The sequence below is a fragment of the Curtobacterium sp. SL109 genome, from assembly GCF_026672405.1.
GTDB lineage: Bacteria > Actinomycetota > Actinomycetes > Actinomycetales > Microbacteriaceae > Curtobacterium.
Map to the genome: position 1 here is coordinate 1,944,798 of NZ_JAPPRB010000002.1, position 17,640 is coordinate 1,962,437.

General features: G+C 68.7%; 16 protein-coding genes and 1 pseudogene. 3 read left to right on the forward strand and 14 right to left on the reverse strand.

The genetic code is table 11. The features are described 5' to 3' along the window. Nucleotides 1-940: 940 nt before the first annotated feature. Nucleotides 941-1,417, forward strand: a pseudogene (locus OVA28_RS19210) (hypothetical protein); the annotation flags it as partial. A gap of 245 nt (nt 1,418-1,662) precedes the next feature. On the opposite strand, the gene OVA28_RS10695 reads toward OVA28_RS19210, so the two are convergent. Further along, the gene (locus OVA28_RS10695) at nt 1,663-2,301 is read right to left on the reverse strand and encodes an NUDIX hydrolase (protein ID WP_268096927.1); all 639 of its coding nucleotides are present in this window, start codon (nt 2,299-2,301) and stop codon (nt 1,663-1,665) included. A 92-nt stretch (nt 2,302-2,393) separates the two neighbouring features. On the opposite strand from OVA28_RS10695, the gene OVA28_RS10700 reads away from it, so the two are divergent. Beyond that, nucleotides 2,394-3,335: an ADP-ribosylglycohydrolase family protein gene (locus OVA28_RS10700; RefSeq protein WP_268096928.1), complete on the forward strand. Its 942-nt coding sequence runs from the start codon at nt 2,394-2,396 to the stop codon at nt 3,333-3,335. Between the two features lie 79 nt (nt 3,336-3,414). Here the strand turns inward: OVA28_RS10700 and OVA28_RS10705 are convergent, their stop codons facing one another. From OVA28_RS10705 to OVA28_RS10750, 10 genes are all read right to left on the reverse strand, one after another. Further along, a complete protein-coding gene (locus tag OVA28_RS10705; protein ID WP_268096929.1) occupies nt 3,415-3,729 on the reverse strand; it encodes a hypothetical protein in 315 nt (104 codons plus the stop codon). Nucleotides 3,730-4,516: 787 nt separating this feature from the next. Next, nucleotides 4,517-4,927 carry a hypothetical protein gene (locus OVA28_RS10710; protein ID WP_268096930.1) on the reverse strand — a complete coding sequence of 137 codons (411 nt, stop codon included), beginning with the start codon at nt 4,925-4,927 and terminating at the stop codon, nt 4,517-4,519. Between the two features lie 101 nt (nt 4,928-5,028). Continuing rightward, nucleotides 5,029-5,571, reverse strand: a complete 543-nt coding sequence (locus OVA28_RS10715) for a hypothetical protein (RefSeq protein WP_268096931.1) — start codon at nt 5,569-5,571, stop codon at nt 5,029-5,031. 182 nt (nt 5,572-5,753) lie between these two features. After that, the gene (locus OVA28_RS10720; protein ID WP_268096932.1) at nt 5,754-6,140 is read right to left on the reverse strand and encodes a hypothetical protein; all 387 of its coding nucleotides are present in this window, start codon (nt 6,138-6,140) and stop codon (nt 5,754-5,756) included. 196 nt (nt 6,141-6,336) lie between these two features. Beyond that, the gene (locus OVA28_RS10725; RefSeq protein WP_268096933.1) at nt 6,337-6,876 is read right to left on the reverse strand and encodes a hypothetical protein; all 540 of its coding nucleotides are present in this window, start codon (nt 6,874-6,876) and stop codon (nt 6,337-6,339) included. Next, nucleotides 6,873-8,621 (reverse strand): alpha/beta hydrolase, encoded by a 1,749-nt coding sequence (locus tag OVA28_RS10730; RefSeq protein WP_268096934.1) that lies wholly within the window; start codon nt 8,619-8,621, stop codon nt 6,873-6,875. The genes OVA28_RS10725 and OVA28_RS10730 overlap by 4 nt, the downstream gene beginning before the upstream one ends. After that, nucleotides 8,618-8,899, reverse strand: coding sequence for a hypothetical protein (locus OVA28_RS10735; protein WP_268096935.1), 282 nt, complete (start codon nt 8,897-8,899; stop codon nt 8,618-8,620). The genes OVA28_RS10730 and OVA28_RS10735 overlap by 4 nt, the downstream gene beginning before the upstream one ends. Before the next feature lie 103 nt (nt 8,900-9,002). Beyond that, complete coding sequence (locus tag OVA28_RS10740; RefSeq protein ID WP_268096936.1) at nt 9,003-9,521, reverse strand: hypothetical protein; 519 nt, start codon at nt 9,519-9,521, stop codon at nt 9,003-9,005. A gap of 103 nt (nt 9,522-9,624) precedes the next feature. After that, the gene (locus OVA28_RS10745) at nt 9,625-11,022 is read right to left on the reverse strand and encodes a hypothetical protein (protein ID WP_268096937.1); all 1,398 of its coding nucleotides are present in this window, start codon (nt 11,020-11,022) and stop codon (nt 9,625-9,627) included. A gap of 11 nt (nt 11,023-11,033) precedes the next feature. Continuing rightward, nucleotides 11,034-11,837 (reverse strand): ATP-binding cassette domain-containing protein, encoded by an 804-nt coding sequence (locus OVA28_RS10750; protein WP_326493751.1) that lies wholly within the window; start codon nt 11,835-11,837, stop codon nt 11,034-11,036. A 68-nt stretch (nt 11,838-11,905) separates the two neighbouring features. On the opposite strand from OVA28_RS10750, the gene OVA28_RS10755 reads away from it, so the two are divergent. After that, a complete protein-coding gene (locus OVA28_RS10755) occupies nt 11,906-15,457 on the forward strand; it encodes a TM0106 family RecB-like putative nuclease (protein WP_268096939.1) in 3,552 nt (1,183 codons plus the stop codon). 98 nt (nt 15,458-15,555) lie between these two features. On the opposite strand, the gene OVA28_RS10760 is transcribed toward OVA28_RS10755, so the two are convergent. From OVA28_RS10760 to OVA28_RS10770, 3 genes are all read right to left on the reverse strand, one after another. Further along, nucleotides 15,556-16,224, reverse strand: coding sequence for a GOLPH3/VPS74 family protein (locus OVA28_RS10760; protein WP_268096940.1), 669 nt, complete (start codon nt 16,222-16,224; stop codon nt 15,556-15,558). Between the two features lie 20 nt (nt 16,225-16,244). Beyond that, nucleotides 16,245-16,676, reverse strand: coding sequence for an SseB family protein (locus OVA28_RS10765; RefSeq protein WP_268096941.1), 432 nt, complete (start codon nt 16,674-16,676; stop codon nt 16,245-16,247). Between the two features lie 145 nt (nt 16,677-16,821). Continuing rightward, on the reverse strand, nt 16,822-17,625 hold the full coding sequence (locus tag OVA28_RS10770; RefSeq protein WP_268096942.1) for an SDR family oxidoreductase: 804 nt from the start codon (nt 17,623-17,625) through the stop codon (nt 16,822-16,824). Nucleotides 17,626-17,640 lie beyond the last annotated feature (15 nt).

The following is a 17,640-nucleotide window of genomic DNA, read 5'->3' on the forward strand; positions in this document are numbered from 1 at the left end:
CGAATCCATTGGTTGCAAACGGATAGCCCAGAGGGTTCGCGATGTCAGTTTCAGCGCTCCCGGGCATGATGACCGCATTTTTCAGGCGCACGGCGAGCGAGGGTAAAAGCAGAAACGGCTTCAGTGAATTACTCACCGAGCAATCCGAGTATCCAATATATCCCGGTTCGCTGGCGAACATCTGCTCGTCCAGTCGATCGACCTGATTCTCCGTGAGATTTGTTATGTACACCGTGTAAAATTGATTTGCTGTTCGGGCGGTGAATTGTCTGCGCTGCACAATATTGTCCTGAAGCGCATCCGCCACGTCTCCATCGGAAAATCCATCGATCAGATCGCCGGTTAAGATCGAATTTGATGAATTGGGAGCTGCAATACGGAGGGCCGGGATCCAGGCTTCCGCAGCTGCCATCCCGTAGAACCCGTCCGCAATTTGTTGGGTGTCGAAGAGGAAGGCAACCTCATGTTTGCTTTTCCTGGGTGTCAGGGCGGAAGCGAGCCGCTTATCGGCATAGGAGACACCGACAGCGTCAAGGCCGGTTGTGATCTCTTGAAGCGCTTCCCGTGCGACGTCTGCGATCTGCGATGCGCTCATCTCGAGGCTGTCTCGCATCACTTGCAATAGTGTATGGCTGTAGCTATTCAGTACATGGATAGTCAGGGGCGTCACGGTGTCCGCTCTGGTGGGCGACGGGAATGATAGACATTCTAGGGCCCCAATCAGTGCCGACCGAAGGACCGAGCACGTCTGTCGTCGGCCGACCCTAGGTTCGCACGGCACCACACGAGACGGGGGAGCAGGATGCAGATCGCGAGTGACGGCGGCGTCGTCCATAACCCCGGCGACCTGTCGACGTGGGCGGCGTGCGAGTGGGCCTTCCTGCGCCGCCTCGACGCCAATTTCGGCCGCGGGGAAACTGTGCCGGACGTGCAGGACGACATGCTCGAGCGCACCGCACGGCTGGGGGACCAGCACGGGTTCGACTACCTCGACATCCTGAAGCAGACGCGCGACGTCGTCGAGTTCGACCGCCCCGCACCGCCGGACTTCGCACGCGCCGCAGCCGAAGCGCGACAGGCCTTCGCGGACGGTCTCGACGTGCTGTACCAGCCGACGTTCTACGCGCCCCCGACCGCCCACACCGCGGGCTTCATCGGCTTCGCGGACTTCATCATCCGCAACGACGCGGGGGAGTACGAGGTCTACGACACCAAGCTCGCCCGCCACGCCAAGATCAGCGCGCTCCTGCAGCTCGCTGCCTACGCCGAGCAGATGCAGGCGCACGGCATCCCGACCGGGCAGCAGGTCCACCTGGTCCTCGGCGACCGCACGACGACCACGCACGACCTGGCCGACATCGCGCCGGTGTACCGCACGCAGCGCGCCGAACTCCAGCGCGTGATCGACGAACGACTCGGCGCCGACGAAGCACTGCAGTGGGGCGACCCGAGGTACAGCAGCTGCGGCCGCTGCGGCGCGTGCCAGCAGCAGGTCACGCAGCACCCACCCTGTGAGGCGCGGCCGGTCCAACGCGTAGTTGAGAGCCTAGGAAGCCGGGCTAGGACGCCTCAACCCCTTCGGGACGTCACGCGCGTTGCGGAGGTGACCCGCGCCTCCAGGCCGGGTCTGCGCCGTCAGGCGACGTCGACGCGACAGGGGCGCTACCGCCGGTACAGCACCGCCGGCTTCCCCGGCCCCGCCGCCCGTTTCTCCTCGGTGGCCGTCAACTTCGGCAGCATCGCCCGCCGGAACGAGTCCGGCAGCAGCCGCTCCCCGAGCACCGCCTCGTGCAACCCACGCAACGCCGACATCGTGAACGGCGACGGCAGCAGCCCGTGCGGATCGGGAGCGCCGCGGTGGTCGGCGCGGAGCTGCACCACCGCGAACTCGAGGATGTCGTCGTGCCCATGCACCATCCCGGTCGCCTCGCTGACGGGCGTGATCCGAGCCTCCATCGCGGTCTGCAGAGCAGCAGCCGGCACCACGTCGAGGTGCGCCACCGACAGCACCCACCCTCGGTCGTCCCGCGAGGGATCGTCGAACACGTGGAGCTGCCGCGGCGCGAGCCCGGTCACGCCGGCCTTGTCTCGCAGTGACCGCAGCACGGCGTCGGCGAGCCGCTCTCCCTCGTGGACGAACGTCCCCGGCAGGCGCCAGTCCCCGTCGACCTGGTCGCAGACCTGGACGACGGAGAGCGGCCCACCGATCGGTACGGTCAGGACGGCGGTGTCCACCGCGACAGAGGGCCGCGGGTAGTCCGACAGCCGCTTGCCGCTGCTGTCCCGGAAAGTATCGCTCATGCGGCGAGTTTACGCGCACTTGCGCAAACGGGGGGCGCCGTGCATGATAGGTTTACGCGATCCTGCGTGAACCCGAACCGATCGGAGCGGCCATGACCCTCAACCCGGACATCCTCGACCGTGCGGTGGGCGCCGTCCTCGGATCCGCCGCGGGCGACGCCCTCGGCGCCGGCTACGAGTTCCAACCGCCCGTCCCGGAGCCCACCCTGATCCGCATGAAGGGCGGCGGGATGTTCAGCTGGGCGCCGGGGGAGTGGACCGACGACACGAGCATGGCGGTCCCGATCCTTCGGACGCTCGCCCGCGGCGGGTCCTTCGCCGATGAGGCCGTCCTCGACAGCCTCGTCGCGGCCTGGGCCGACTGGGCGCGGACCGCCCCGGACGTCGGCATCCAGACACGGAGCGTCCTGGCCGGCCTGGAGGCTCGGACCGCCTCCGCCGCGCGGGCTGCGGCCCGTCTCGAACATGACCAGAGCGGTCGTTCCGCTGGCAACGGTTCGCTGATGCGGACGACGCCGCTGGTCCTCGGCTACCTGGACGACGAGGCTGCGCTCGTCACGGCGGCGCGGGCGGTCAGCGACCTGACCCACTTCGAGGCAGACGCCGGTGACGCCTGCGTGCTCTGGTGCCTGGCGATCCGCCACGCGATCGTGCATGGGGTGCTCGACGTCCGGCGGGGGCTGGACTTCCTGCCCGACGACCGCCGCGCGCAGTGGGCCGACCGGCTCTCCGCCGCCGAGGCCGGCGAGCCCGTCGACTTCACCGCGACGAACGGCTGGGTCGTCTCGGCGCTGCAGGCCGCGTACGCCGCGGTGCTCCGGACGGACTCGCTCGAGGACGCCCTCGTCGCCGCAGTTCGATCGGGCAACGACACCGACACGGTCGCGGCGATCGCCGGAGGACTGGCGGGGGCCGTCCACGGTGCGTCGGCGCTGCCCGCGCAGTGGCGCGAGCTGCTGCACGGGTGGCCGGGGCTCCGCGCGGACGACCTCGTGGCGCTGAGCTCGCAGGCACTGCGGGGTGTTGCGGTCTGAGTCGGCGCGGCGTCGGAGGCTTCGATGGGGGGAGTCTCCGGCGCCGGCTGGGTGGTCGGGAATGCGGGCGAGCTGCGGCTCAGTCGAAGTCGGTTGCCGCTCCGTCCGCGCAAGCGGATGAGACCTGCAGCACCGTGTTCATCGCACTTGCGCTCAGAGCGACCTGTGCGCCGCTCGACGATTCGCCGCCGACGAAGTAGAGGGGCCGCTTGTCGGTGAGTTCGCTGGTCGACCGGTTCGTCGAGAAACCAGCGCCCTTGAGAACAGTGGCTGCGCGTGCGGCATACTCACGTGGGTCCTCGGTGGCAGCGCCCTGGACAGCCCAATGGAACTCGACGCCTTCGTCCGAATGCGGTCCGCACTCCACCGAACTGGGCGACGGGGACAGCGGCACGGCTTCGTCGTCGAGCTTCCGCAGCTCGGCGCGATGACGTCGCTGCCTTCCTGGCGCGCTTCGGTGGGTCTCACCGTCTGTTCCTCGGACTGCGTTGGTGCGGATGACTGGACCGGGCCTGATCCCGCGCACGCGCTGACTGAGAGCGGGACGAGCGCGACGAGCGCCGCCATGATGATCGTGCGTCTTGAGTGCATTCGAGGTGGTCGCTTCCGCAGGGCTCGGCGGTGACTGATGTTGCAGCTGAAGCTCGGGCGGCCCGTTCTCGGGCGCACGGCCTTCCGTGATCGGTCATGTTCGCCCTCGGCCAGATCCTCGAGACGCCGGGATGCAGGTCGATTCGACTGTGACTGTCGTCGTCCGCGGATTGGCTGTCACCGCGATGGTCGGGCGTCCGTCGTCGTCGGCCGTCGCCTGGTACAGCGTCCCGTAGGTCCCACCTTCTGCTGAGGTGATCGTGACCGTCCGGGTGTCTCGTCGCAGTGTCGTCGCGACCGAGTCCATGTAGGCCTTCGGATCCTCCGGTGCAGAACCCGCCGCGTTCCAGTGCCACTGCTGGCCGCCGTGCGGATCGCCGTGGTGCGTGCACTCGGCGTCGGCGGGCTCGGAGTTCTCGTTCGCGGGAGACCATGTCGAGCCGGGCACGGAGAAGACCAGACGCAACGACGCTCCTGCGTCAGACCGGGTGGACGTGCTGTTCGTCGAGCGGGCTTCTCCGGGGTCGGACGCGCAACCGGTGACTCCAACGGCGAGCAACGCCACGAGGACTGCCGGGACCAGGCCGGACCTACCCATCGCTCTCACCACCGATGAAGTCCGAGACATCGCCCTTCCCGCACAAGGACTCAACCTGGATCGAGGTCCGGTGCTCGCTTGCGTTGATCGAGATGGTCCGCACGGGCTCGCCCTCGCCCAGCACCGTGTAGAGGGTCAGTCCGTCGCCGCGCTGGCCCTGCCGTTCCGAGATCATGAGGCCCTGTGCTTCCCAGTACTTCTCAATCCGGTGGACCAGCGATTCCGGGTCCGCTATGCCTGCGGCCTGCTGGTTCCAAGAGAACGAAACGCCAGAACTTCCAGCATTGAGAACACATGCGTCTGGCGACGGCGCTCCGCCCACGCTGGTCCACTCACCGCCGGCTTCCGTCGTGGTGTCCCGCACGAAGTTCTGCATCGAAGAGCGAACCTTGTCAGCGTTCATCAGGCCTGCACCCCCTTCGTCGTGCGACTGCGAGCAGCCGGCGAGACACAGTTTCGTACTGAAGGCGATCGCTCCAGACAGGAGCAGGGAAGTTCGTCGCTTCAACGATCACCCTCCGATTCGGTCTCGCCAGCAACGTTCCGGTCACCCGTCGGACCGAGCTTCTCCGCATCGCCTGCGACGCAGACCGAGTCCAACATGATCGAGGATCCCTTGGCATTCGCCGATGCAGCGACCGTCGGCAAGCTCTCACCGCGGGCAATCACCTCATGCAGTGTCCCGTACTTGCCGTAGTCCGTCTCGCGGAACTCGACTGTGAGACCTGCCTCGCGCAACTCCTTGCCGACTTCAGCGACGTAGGCCTTCGGGTTCGACGGAGCGCTCCCGTTGACGAACCAGTGGTACTGCACGCCACCGTGGGCATTGCGGCTGAAGGTGCAGACTGTCGACGCCGGGTTCGCTTGGCGTTCTTCGGAGGACCAGACGCTGCCAGGGACGTCGAACACACGGAACAGCACTGCCTCGGCGTCCTGCTTGCTCTTCGGCATGTCCATGCCCGAGCGTCCCCCGTTCGCACAGCTGGTCAAGATCAGCGTCACAGCGACGAGCGCTGTGATGTGCCAGAGCAGCCGCTGGCCGTTCATCGATTCACCATCCGGTCCAGCTCGCTTTCATCGTTGTCGCCTTCGCCTGAAACGCTCGGCCCCGTCTGCAAGGGCCTTGCAGCCACGCTCACCGCCAACAACGCAGATCAGCAGCGCGGTCATTGCGGTCGTGGTTCTCATCGTTCAGGAGCAGTCAATCAAGGTGTTCGGAGTCGGGAACTTCAGCCGAAGTCGGCCGCCTCTCCGTCTGCGCAGGCAGATGAAACCTGCAAGACAGTGTTCAGCGCGCTTGCGCTCAGGGTGACCTGCGCGCCGCTCAACGATTCGCCGCCGATGTCGTACAAGGGCCGCTCGTCGTTGGTTTCGCTGGTCGTGCGGTTGGTCGAGAAGCCAGCGGCCTTGAGGACGGTCACGGCGCGCGCGGCGTACTCGCGTGCGTCTTCGGCGGCAGCGCCCTGTACCGCCCAGTGGAACTCGACGCCTTCGTCCGAATGTGGTCCACACTCCACCGAGCTCGGCGCCGGAGAGGTCGGTATGGCAGTCTCGTCGAGATCGCGCAGCTTCGCGAGGACGTCGCTGCCTTCCAGTCGCGCTTCGGCAGGTCTCACCCTCTGTTCCTCTGACTGAGTCGAAGTGGACGACTTCGCCGGGGCTGAGCCCGCGCATGCGCTGAGCGAGAGCGGAAGGCCAGCGGCGAGTACCGCCATGGTGATCGAGAGACGCCCTGGTGTCATCAAGTCCACCTGGTCTTCGGATGCGATCGTCCCGACTTCGAGAGCGGTGACGGGACGCTGAACCACGCGCTCATTCGTCTGGGTAGTCCCCCGCGTCTCCTGGGACACAGATTGTCTCGACGGACGCGATGACGGCCTTCTCATTGGATGCGACACTCACTGCGGATACGAGGTCGCCTCGCCCAACCGCTTGATGGGACGTCCCGTACCGCTCAAGGGTTGTGGTTCGAGTCGTCGTGGAGTAACCAGCATCGTCGAGCGCGGTGGCGACGTGCTTGATGAAGTTCGCGCCGTCCGAGATCTTCGGACCGGAGGATGACCACTGGAACAGCACGCCCTTCGTGTCGGAGTCGAGGTAGCAGTCGTTGGCGGTGAACCCGTTGCTGTCGGCATCGGTGTCCCATGTCGCGCCTGCAACTGCCTTCACGAGGCGAAGAGCTCCTTCACCAGCGGCACGAACTTCTTGCGGGTCCGAAGCAGATGCGGAAACTGACATGGAAGGCGTCTCCTTGTTCGCTTGACTACAGCCGCCTGCGCTCAGCGAGAGGAGAGCGGCGAGGCTGGCGCCGAGGATGAGGGTGCGTCGAGGACGCACGAGCGTGATGGTCATTTCTGTCCCAGTGTCGCAGCCGCCGTGTTGTGCAGCGAGGAGGTTCCTCGGTCGAAGTACCCATACGGGTCGCCGGGTTCCTTGTACTTCAGTGGGTCGTGGGCGGACACTCCGGCGAGATCGTCCTCCGCACCCGTTTCGAGATGCTTGGCGCCGAAGAGCGGGTATTCGGGGTCGAACCGTGCGCTTCCCAGACGGCCCAGCCCTGCAACCGGCTCGTCGCCGGTCCCGGCGAACACGTGTTCAGCATGGGTGGCCGCTGCGTTGGGGACGCTCCAAGGCATTCCTGCTGAACCGAGACTGACGAAGGCGTTGACGTTCGGCCGCGGACTCTTCTCGAGACCTATCGCCGCGGTTGTTGTCCCGTAGGAGTGCCCGACGACGTTCAGTACCGCGTCTTCTCCGACTGATGCTCGCCATCCCTCAAGATCGTTGGACAGCTGCTCACCGCCGACGCGGGCTTTGTCGTCAGACAACACCTCGCGGAAGTCTCGCTCTGCGTTGACCGGAGTTTCGTAGTTGACCCAGGCGACCGCAGCGGTGTCGAACGCGCCGAGCTCGCGCTGCTCAGCGACGAGGTTCCTGGCCATGCGCTGGACGACGGTGGCATCGCCGAGCGTCGTCGCCATTCCAGGGACGACGAACGAGACATTGGACGCGCTGTCGATGTCCCCGACAGAGACTGCGCCGAGTGGTGGCGGACCGGGGCGGAAAGCGACCACCTGTGGGTGGTAACGCTTCGGGAGGTCGCCGGACTTGTTGCTTGCCTTCCGCAGGTTCGTCAACTGCGACAGGTACAGCGGGAGCGTTGCGGTCAGTTCCTCGTCGAGCGCCGGTGACCAACCAGCTGTATTTCGCTGCTGCTTGAGCTGAGCGATTCGCGCCTCCGTAGCGGCAATCTGGCTTGCCAGACTCCGCCGATTTGCGATGTCGCGCGCCCAGTACGCCACCCCGTTGAGGTTCCCGACGGCGGTGGGGAACGCTGCGATGAAGGCGTCCTGGGCCGCCGAGTGCTCGCCCTTCGTTCCCTTGCCGTGCTCCCCACCGAGCCCGGACCACCACTTGGCGACCGCATCCGGGTCCTTCAGGCCCGCGAGGCGGTCCGCGATCGTCGAGTTGCCTGCGAATGCCGCGACCTCCTCGGGTCGGAGGCCCGCGAGGAACGTCAAGAACTGCGAGTCGGACATGCCGGAGATCGACGACGTGGAGACGGAGAAGGCACCGATTGTGTCTGAGTTCCGCAGGTTCGACGCCGTCTCAGCGTCAGCCGCCTTCCGGCGAGCGATGAGGTCGTCCCAGGACTGGTCGAGCGCACGCTTCGAGGCGGTGAGGCTCGCGGCCTCGACAGCGAGACCGCCGAGCTGCGCGGCGACGTCGACGGCGTGGGAGTCCTGCAACTTCTGCGTCGAGCGGGAGTTCGTGACGGCGTCGTGCTGATTGCGGGCCTGAGCGGACTTGATGGTCCGGGCTTCGTCCTGGATCTGCTCCACCCGTGCGGCGTAGGTGGTCAGCACCGTCGCCACCTGATCGACCTGGGTCGCGACCCGCTCCCCGCCGGTACTGACATCGGCTGCGGCATGCACGAACGGTGCCCGGCTCTTCCCGGTCCACTCGCCAGCACTGACTGCATCGGCCTGACGCTGCACGCGGCTCGCCGCCGTCCTGATCTCCCCGGCTCGTCGTTGGAGCGTGGCGGCGATGGCTCGGATGGATGCTGGGTCCCCAGCAGTCGGGTCGGAGGTCATCGCCCTGCCGCAGCTGCGGTCTCGGCGTCCCACCTGTCGAACTCGTGAGCGACAGACCTGGCCAGCGCACCGATGTCGCCCGTGTTCGATGCGAGCGCCTCGATCAGCGAAGCATTGACGTGTGCCGCCGCCTCGAACGCGGACTGTACGTCCGCGGCTGCGAATGCCGCCCCACCCCCGCTGGTGCTCATCTGCAGCGATGCGAGCTCGGCCTTGCTCTGCTCGATCCTGCCAGCAACCCCGTGGATGGCCCCCTTGTCAATGACGACATCCGACACGTTGTTCCTTCCCCCGAAGTGGTACGACCGGCAGCATATCAGCGACCGCGCCGGCCTTCCGACCGGGGAGGAGGTGGAGGTCCAGGGGCGCTAGAACAAGTGGCTACTTGGGCAGCCCCAACCGCTCGCACTCTGCCCACTCCTCGGGGCGGCGCTCGGCGATCCACGCGGTGAACTCCCCGTACCCGCGGTGGTTCGTGAAGACCATGAACTGCTTCTTCCGCTGCGCGTTCCAGGCGGTCAGGCTGATGAAGGTCGGACCACCGTTCGACTGCACTCCGTAGCGGAGGGTGTGGATGTCGTCGACCTCGCGACGGTGGAACCTGCCGAAGCCGGACTTCACGTCGTAGTGCCGGTCGTAGACGTTGATGCGACCAGCCGCGAGCGCCAGCCCGAGCAGCAGCGACCCGGCTCCGAGACCGAGGAAGATCCCGTACGCGGGACTGCCGTCACTCGGTGTCGAGACCAGCTGCACGATGATCCCCGGTACTCCGATCAGCAGGCAGAAGGTGCCGAGGACCGTGAAGACGACCCCGGGGAACCGCGGCCGTCGGACGACGATCATCGGCGCCACCTCCGCCTTGGTCGCGCTTCCGCCCCATGTGTTGATGCTCTCGCTCATCGTTCCCCCTCCGACGGCGACTGTACCGCCGGGAGGCACCCTTGCCGATGAGCACGATGACGTAGTCGACCGCACGGCAACGCTCGGGGACGAAGCGCGGCCGCTAGAGGTGACCGTTCGATGTGTGGACCGTCGGGGGAGCAGCGTCTCCCTGCGGGGCGATCGCCAACGGCATTCGACGGGGACGTCGCCCGTCGAGGACGACACCGACGAGCTCGCTGCACACGAACACTGTGGCAGAACCGATCATCGCGGTGAGCGCGGCGACGATCGGCACGGTCGGGCTCATGGCAAGGAACGCCGTGGCCTCTATGCCGCTCGCCATGCCCACCAATGCCACACCGAGCGCTGCCGAGAACCCGATCAGCGCTCCGCTCGCCCCGACCGCGATGGCTGCGACGAGCAGCGCGGCCCCGGTGCAGGCACTGGTGCAGCCGATTCGTCGGAGCCGGGTGAGGTCGGCACCCGTACCGCGACTCTGAGCCAGAGCTGCGCCGACCGCGGCCGCAGTGGAGATGACGAGCGCCGGTCCGAGTGTGACACTCAGCTCAAGCAAGCCCGCTCCGGCCTTGTCGCTCGCCATGCTGGCCGCAACGGACGCCGTCATGGCCCGCGTGACCGCGAGCCCGACCCCGGCTGCGACGAGTGTCGTGAGCGCGCCGAACGAGGTGATCCGTGCACGGGCGATCCGGAGGCCGAGGATCGTTCCAGTCGGCCCAGAGCGCAGGAGACGAGCGACGATCCCGACGATGCCTCGGGCTGCGTCCGATGCGAGGATGCTCGAGGCACCGACGAGGGCGAACGCCGCTGCGGACAGGATGACAAGCGGTCCGTCGGTCGAGTCGAGCGTCCGCAGCCGGTCGGCGGCGACCTCCTCTCCGGCGCCTCGGGCCAAGCCGACCAACTGTGGTGCCAACGTGACCGCGAGCACGGACGGGATCAGGATCATCGCCACCAAGAGGAGAGCGCCGGCAGCCCTCCAGACAGGACCGGAGCGGGTGACGCGGGCTCCACTCGCGTGGAGCCCGCTCCACCAGCCGGCCGCGCTCACACAGGCGAGCAGGCCACTGATCTCCCCGGTCGGCATGCGCCCGAACGCGGGAGGCGCCACGTGGAGCACCTCCGCGAGTCCGGCGAGCCAGGACGTGGTCAGGCACTCGCCGGACAAGACCCCTGCCAGCGCGGCGACGAGTGCCGCGGACGAGACCACCAGTACCCCGAACACACCGAGGGCCACCTCGGTCGCGCCGAGCGCCCGCAGGACATGCTTCTCTGGCTGCAACGAGATCGCGAGGCCGCGAGCAGCCAGGAAGGACGCGACCACGGCGCTGAGCGCGGTGAGCTGCACGATCGCCTCGAGCGCCTCTGCGGTAACGGAGGTGCTCGAAGCGAACGCGAGCGTGCCGCCGAGCACCACGCTGAGTCCGAGCGTCGCCGTGACCACCGTGATCAGGAAGCCGAACGCTGGCCGGGGGTCAGTGCGAACGGTTCGGACGAGCACCCGGACAGCAATCACCGCGGCGCCCCCATCAGGTGACGAACCTGCTGCTCCGAGGGGCGATCGAGCACAGCGTTCGTCCGGCCGTCGACCAGCTGGACGAGGCGATCGGCGTCCGTCGCCAGTTCGACGTCGTGGGTCACGACGAGCACCGTCCTCCCTGAGTTCGCAGCGCCGCGGAGCAGCGAGCGGACGAGTCCGGCCTTCGACTCGTCAAGGGCAGTGGTCGGCTCGTCGCAGGCAAGCATCGGCGTACCCGTCGCGCATGCCCTGGCGATGGCGACACGTCGGCGCTGGCCTCCCGAGAGGTGGCGTACCGGTGTTCGACGTACTTCGCGGTCGAGGTCGAGCGCCAGGAACATGTGTTCCGCGAACCCACGGTCCGGGTTGCGAGCGAGCCGCTGAGCGAGCAGGACGTTCTCATCGACGGACAGCGCATCGATGAGGTCATCCGTTTGACGGGCGGAGGCGATCACTCGCGCCCGGAGGCGTGCTCGACCGCGGTTCGTCGCGGGGTGCATGCGTGTCTCGCCGAGCAGGACCGAGCCGGCTGCGGGGACTTGGATCCCAGTCACCAGGTCGAGTGCGGTCGACTTGCCTGCACCCGAGGGCCCGACGACTGCGGTGAGCATCGCCGGTTCAGCGCGGAGGTCGAGGCCGCTGATGATCTTGCGTCCGTCCGGGTACGCCGACCGCGATGAGATCCCGAGGGCTGACAGCGCGATCATCCGCATCCGCCGTGGGGGTCGAGGTTCTGCTGTGCCCACCCGTTGACCATCCAGTGATGCTCGCAGCCGGTGTCCTGAGATGTCAAACATGATGTGACCACATGCGCGGACGTCCCCGGGCGGTGCCGACGTCACCGGCCGCCCCTACGGTTGATCCCATGCAGATCACCACCGAGGGCCGGCCGCTCCTCAGCCCGAGCGACCTCACCACGTGGGCGACCTGCGAGTGGGCGTTCCTCCGCCGCCTCGACGCCAAGCTGGGCCGCGCCGAACCCCTGCCGGACGAGCACGACGACATGCTCGACCGCACGGCGAAACTCGGGGACCAGCACGAGTTCGACTACCTCCAGATCCTGAAGCAGACCCACGACGTCGTCGAGTTCGACCGCCCGGCACCACCGCAGTACGCCGAGGCCGCCGAACGAGCCCGAGCAGCCATGCGCGACGGCGCCGACGTCCTCTTCCAACCGACCTTCCACGCGCCCCCGACCGCCCACACCGCGGGCTTCATCGGCTTCGCGGACTTCATCATCCGCAACGACGCGGGGGAGTACGAGGTCTACGACACCAAGCTCGCCCGCCACGCCAAGATCAGCGCCCTCCTGCAGCTCGCCGCCTACGCCGAGCAGATGCAGGCGCACGGCATCCCGACCGGGCAGCAGGTCCACCTGGTCCTCGGCGACCGCACCACGACCACGCACGACCTGGCCGACATCGCGCCGGTGTACCGCACTCAGCGCGCCGAACTCCAGCGCGTGATCGACGAACGACTCGGCGCCGACGAAGCACTGCAGTGGGGCGACCCGAGGTACAGCAGCTGCGGCCGCTGCGGCGCGTGCCAGCAGCAGGTCGCGCAGCACCGCGACCTGGTCCTCGTCGCCGGCATGCGCCTCGACCAACGGACCAAGCTGATCCGGCAGGGGGTGCGGACGATCGACGACCTGGCGGTCCGCACCGCTCCGGTGCCCGGCATGTCGAGCACGACGCGAGATCGGCTGGTCCGTCAGGCGAGCCTCCAGATCGAGACGGAACGAACCGAGACGGAACGAACCGAGACGGAACGACGCGCCACGGAAGACGGAACACAAGCGGGCACGAGAACGCCGGCCTTCGAACTCCTCGACCCGACCGCCCTCGACGCCATCCCGGCACCGGACGCTGGCGACGTCTTCTTCGACTTCGAGGGCGACCCACTGCACACCGAGGACGGCGTCCACTGGGGCCTCGACTACCTCTTCGGCCTGGTCGACGACCGCGCGGAGTTCACGGCGTTCTGGGCGCACACGATCCGCGACGAACGCCAGGCGCTCGTGGACTTCCTGGCGTACGTGCAGCAGCGCCGCGAGCAGCACCCCGGGATGCACGTGTACCACTACGCGTCGTACGAGCGGACGCACCTGCTGTCGCTCGCCGCGCGCCACGGCGTCGGCGAAGAAGCGGTGGACGACCTCCTCCGCGCGGGAGTCCTCGTCGACCTGTACCCGATCGTCCGCAAGGCCCTCGTTGTCGGCAGCCGCAGCTACTCGATCAAGAAGCTCGAGCCGCTCTACATGGGCGACGACCTGCGCGAGAGCGACGTCACGAACGCGGCGGACAGCATCACCGCCTACGTCGACGCGATCGAGGAGCTCCGCACCGGCGAGAGGGTCGCGGGGCAGCGGATGCTCGACCAGGTCGCGGACTACAACGCCTACGACTGCCGCTCGACGCTCCGCCTGCGCGACTGGCTCCTGTCGCTGAAGCCCGCCACGACGGACACGCCGCTCGAGCTCGACCTGCCACCGGTGCCCGTCGAGCGCGAGCCGAACCCCGTGTACGTGGCCCTGAGCGAGCACCTCGAGCACGTGGACGCCCTCGACCGCACTCCCGACGAGACGGCCCTCGCGCTCGCCGCGGCCGCGATCGACTACCACCGGCGCGAGGCCAAGACCTTCTGGCAGGACCACTTCGACCGCCTCCGCAACCCGGTCGACGAGTGGGCGGACACGCGCGACGTCCTGGTCGTCGAGCGCGCGTCCGTCGAGCGCGACTGGGCGACGATGCCGCGCGCCCGGTCGCAGTCACGAGAGCTCCGGTTGTCGGGGACGCTCGCGCCCGGCAGTCGGCTCCGGCCAGGAGGCTCGCCCCACCTCGTCTACGACACCCCGACTCCGCCATCGGTCGGCTCGCCCGGACCGGGGTCGAAGGGGGCGTCGGACCGGGCGGTCATCCTCGACGTGCGGGACGACGGCGAGCACACCGAGGTCCTGGTGCTCGAACGACTGCCGGTCGGCGGGGAGCCCCACCACGAGTACCCGATCGCGCTCGCGCCGTCGGCCCCGCCGCGGGCGAAGCCCCAGCCCGAGGCCATCGCTGAGTGGGGTGCGCTCGTGCTCGACGTGCTGCCGGAGATGCTGCCCGACCCGGCCCTCGACCTGCTGCGACGGGTGCCGCCGCGGGGTGCGCTCGCGCCCGTGGTCGGGGACGACACCGTCGGCGCGGTCGTCACCACCTTGCTCGGACTCGACCGTTCCTACCTGGCGATCCAGGGGCCTCCCGGCACCGGCAAGACGTACGTCGGGTCGAACGTCGTCGCGCGGCTCGTCCGCGAGCACGGGTGGCGGGTCGGCGTCGTCGGGCAGTCCCACGCGACGAGCGAGAACTTCCTCGACGCCGTCATCGCCGCGGGGGTCGCGCCCGAGCGGGTCGTGAAGGTGCCGAAGGCCGGCGTGTCCGAGGACGAGCTCGACGCAGCGCGCTGGACCCCGGTGAAGAACAACGCCGCGGTGGCCGCGTTCCTGTCGTCGTGCGAGGAGACGGGTACCGGGGGAGTCGTCGGCGGCACGGCGTGGACGTTCGCGAACGAGACGACGATCGCCCGGCGTTCCCTCGACCTGCTCGTGGTCGACGAGGCCGGGCAGTTCTCCCTGGCGCCGACGATCGCGTCCTCGATCGCAGCGACCCGCCTGCTGCTGCTCGGGGACCCGCAGCAGCTGCCCCAGGTGTCACAGGGGTCGCACCCCGAGCCGGTCGACCAGTCCGCGCTCGGGTGGTTGGCGGACGGCGAGCACGTGCTGCCGCCCGAGTTCGGGTACTTCCTCGCGCGGACACGCCGGATGGAGCCCGCGCTGACCTCGGCGGTGTCGGGGCTGTCCTACGACGGGCAGCTGACGTCGATGGTCACGGGCCGGCACCTCGACGGCATCGAGGCCGGCGTGCACCCGGAGCCCGTCGTGCACGCGGGCAACACCACGTCTTCGCTCGAGGAAGCCGCCCGCGTGGTCGCCCTCGCGCAGGACGTCGTCGGGCGCACCTGGACCGACGGCGACACCGTGCGGAGGCTCACGGACGAGGACGTCATCGTCGTCGCGCCCTACAACGCGCAGGGGGCGGTGATCCGCCAGGAGCTCGACCGCGCCGGGTTCCGAGGGACCCAGGTCGGGACGGTCGACATGTTCCAGGGGCGCGAGGCCGTCGTGTCGATCGTCTCGCTCGCGGCGTCGTCGGCGGCGGACATCCCCCGCGGGCTCGACTTCCTCCTGATGCCGAACCGGTTGAACGTGGCGCTCTCGCGGGCGAAGTGGGCGGCGTACCTCGTGTACTCACCTGCGTTGACGACGGCCCTGCCGCCCTCGATCCCGGGCCTGTCCCTGCTCTCCCGCTTCATCGAGCTCGTCGAGCCGCCGCTCAGAGTTGCTCGTCCGAGCGATGCACTTCCGTCGGCGCGGTGACGGATCCGGCTCGGGTACGTCGGGGTTCGTCGACCGGATCCGTCAGCGCCGAGAACGGGATCGGTCGTCCCGGCGGCCGGTGAGCCCCGGGCTGCCCCTCAGCTCGTGCCGGCCGTCGTCGCCGTCGTCGCCGCGGTGACCGCGACCACCGAGACGATGACGGCCATCTGGAGCTCTTCGAGCACGGCCTTCACCGCAGGGGACGCCCACGCGCCGGAGGTGATGACCGCCACGCGGCCGCGGTCGACCGTGCCGAACTGCCTCCGCAGCGTCCCGGTGGCGTCGAGCAGCCCGATCACGGCGGCCGTGAAGGGCGTCGGAGCGGACCGGGCGGCGAGGACGTCCGCGATCGCGGCTCGGAGCAAGGACTCGGGTCCGCCGTCCCGCTCGGGGTAGGTGGTCGAGGGGAAGATGCCGAGTGTCTTCCGCTGGGCCTCGGTGAGCAGGCCGTCGGTGACGAGGCCGCCGAGCACGTCGTCGCGGAGCGGACGTCGCCCGAGCTTCGAGACCCACCACGTGGCGGAGCGTGGCGATCCAGAAGCGCCGATCATCTCCGCGACGCCGTCGAGGACCGGGTCACCGGTGGGCGTGCCGTCGACGACCTGGACGTCCGTGCCGTGGAGCGACACCGTGCCGCGAAGCGCGAGGTCTGCGAGCACCGCGCCGGCCAGGCCGGAGTCGAACGTCTGGCCGTTGACGACACGACGCCCGTCGGGCTCGATGAGGAGCAGCGCGAACGCCCGGGGGACGGTGAGGTGCTCAGCCATGGGGGCGCTCGCTTCCGCGGTCAGCGCTCGTCGGGGTCGAGGGGGACGCCGCCGCGCATCCCCTCCCGCAGCTCGGCGACGACGTCGGCCTGCAGGAAGTTCGCCGCCTGCGCGCTGGTCGGGTCGACGACGATGCCGAAGCCCTCGGGGAGCGCAGTGACGAGTTCGGCCATCGGCATGGCGCGGGCCTCGGTGTCCGGGAGGCTCGTGGTCAGCTCCGCCGGATCGGTGAAGACCGGCACGAACTCGCGGTCGCGGATCATGACGTGCGCGATGCTGCCGTCCTCGGGCTCGCCGCTCGTCCCGGCGGCCTTCCACGGCACCCAGGCGGCGCTGCCGAGGAAGCCCTCGACCGATTCGCCCATCCGGCGGCGCAGCGCACCGGCAGCGTCGGGCTCCGCGTGCTCGGCGCCCCGGCCGAAGCCGGACCCGGTCGATCCGTTCGCGCTCATCGCGTCCTCCTCCATCGACGTGTGACTCGACGTGTGACTCGTCGTGTGACCACCCATGCTGCCACGGTGCGATGCGGTGTCGGGGGCGAGCCGAGCCTCCCGGCCGGTGCCGAGCGCCCTGCTCGGCGACGCGGCCGGACCAGCGTCAGTACTTGGCTGACTGCCCGCCGTCGATCGGGACGACTGCCGCGTTGACGTAGGAGGCGTCGTCGGAGAGCAGGAACGCGACGACCGCAGCGATCTCGGGGGCCTCGCCGTAGCGCTTCGTGGGGTTGACCTGGATGAACTCCTCGGCGGCCTTCCGCGGGTTCTCCGGGTCGAGCTGCTTCATCGAGTTCTCGACCATCGGCGTCCAGATGGCGCCGGGGGCGATCGCGTTGATCGAGATGCCGTACTGCCCGTACTCGACGGCGGAGTTGCGGGTCAGGCCGACGACGCCGTGCTTGGCGGCCGCGTAGCCGGACTGGTTGCCGACACCGCGGATGCCGCCGACGCTCGCAGTGTTGACGACCTTGCCGGAGCCCTGCTCGCGCATCACGGCGAGGACCTTCTCGAGGCCGAGGAACACGCCGCGGAGGTTGATCGAGACGACCTTGTCGAACTCGGCGGCGGTGAAGGACTCAGTGGGGTTCTGCTTGCCCTCGATGCCCGCGTTGTTGAAGAAGCCGTCGATGCGGCCGAAGCGCTCGACGGTGGCGGTGACGTAGGCGTCGACCTGGGCCTCGTCGGAGACGTCGGCGACGGTGGTGAGGACGTCGGCGTCGGGGGCGACCTCGTGCACGGCGGCGACGGAGGCCGCGAGTCCCTGCTCGGAGACGTCGACGAGGGCGAGCGAGGCGCCCTCGGTGGCCAGGCGCACGGCCGTGGCGCGGCCGAGGCCGGAACCGCCGCCGGTGATGAGGACGACGCGGTCGGTGAAGCGGGTGGTGCCGGTGGTGGGCACGGTCATGGGGAGGCCTCCTGA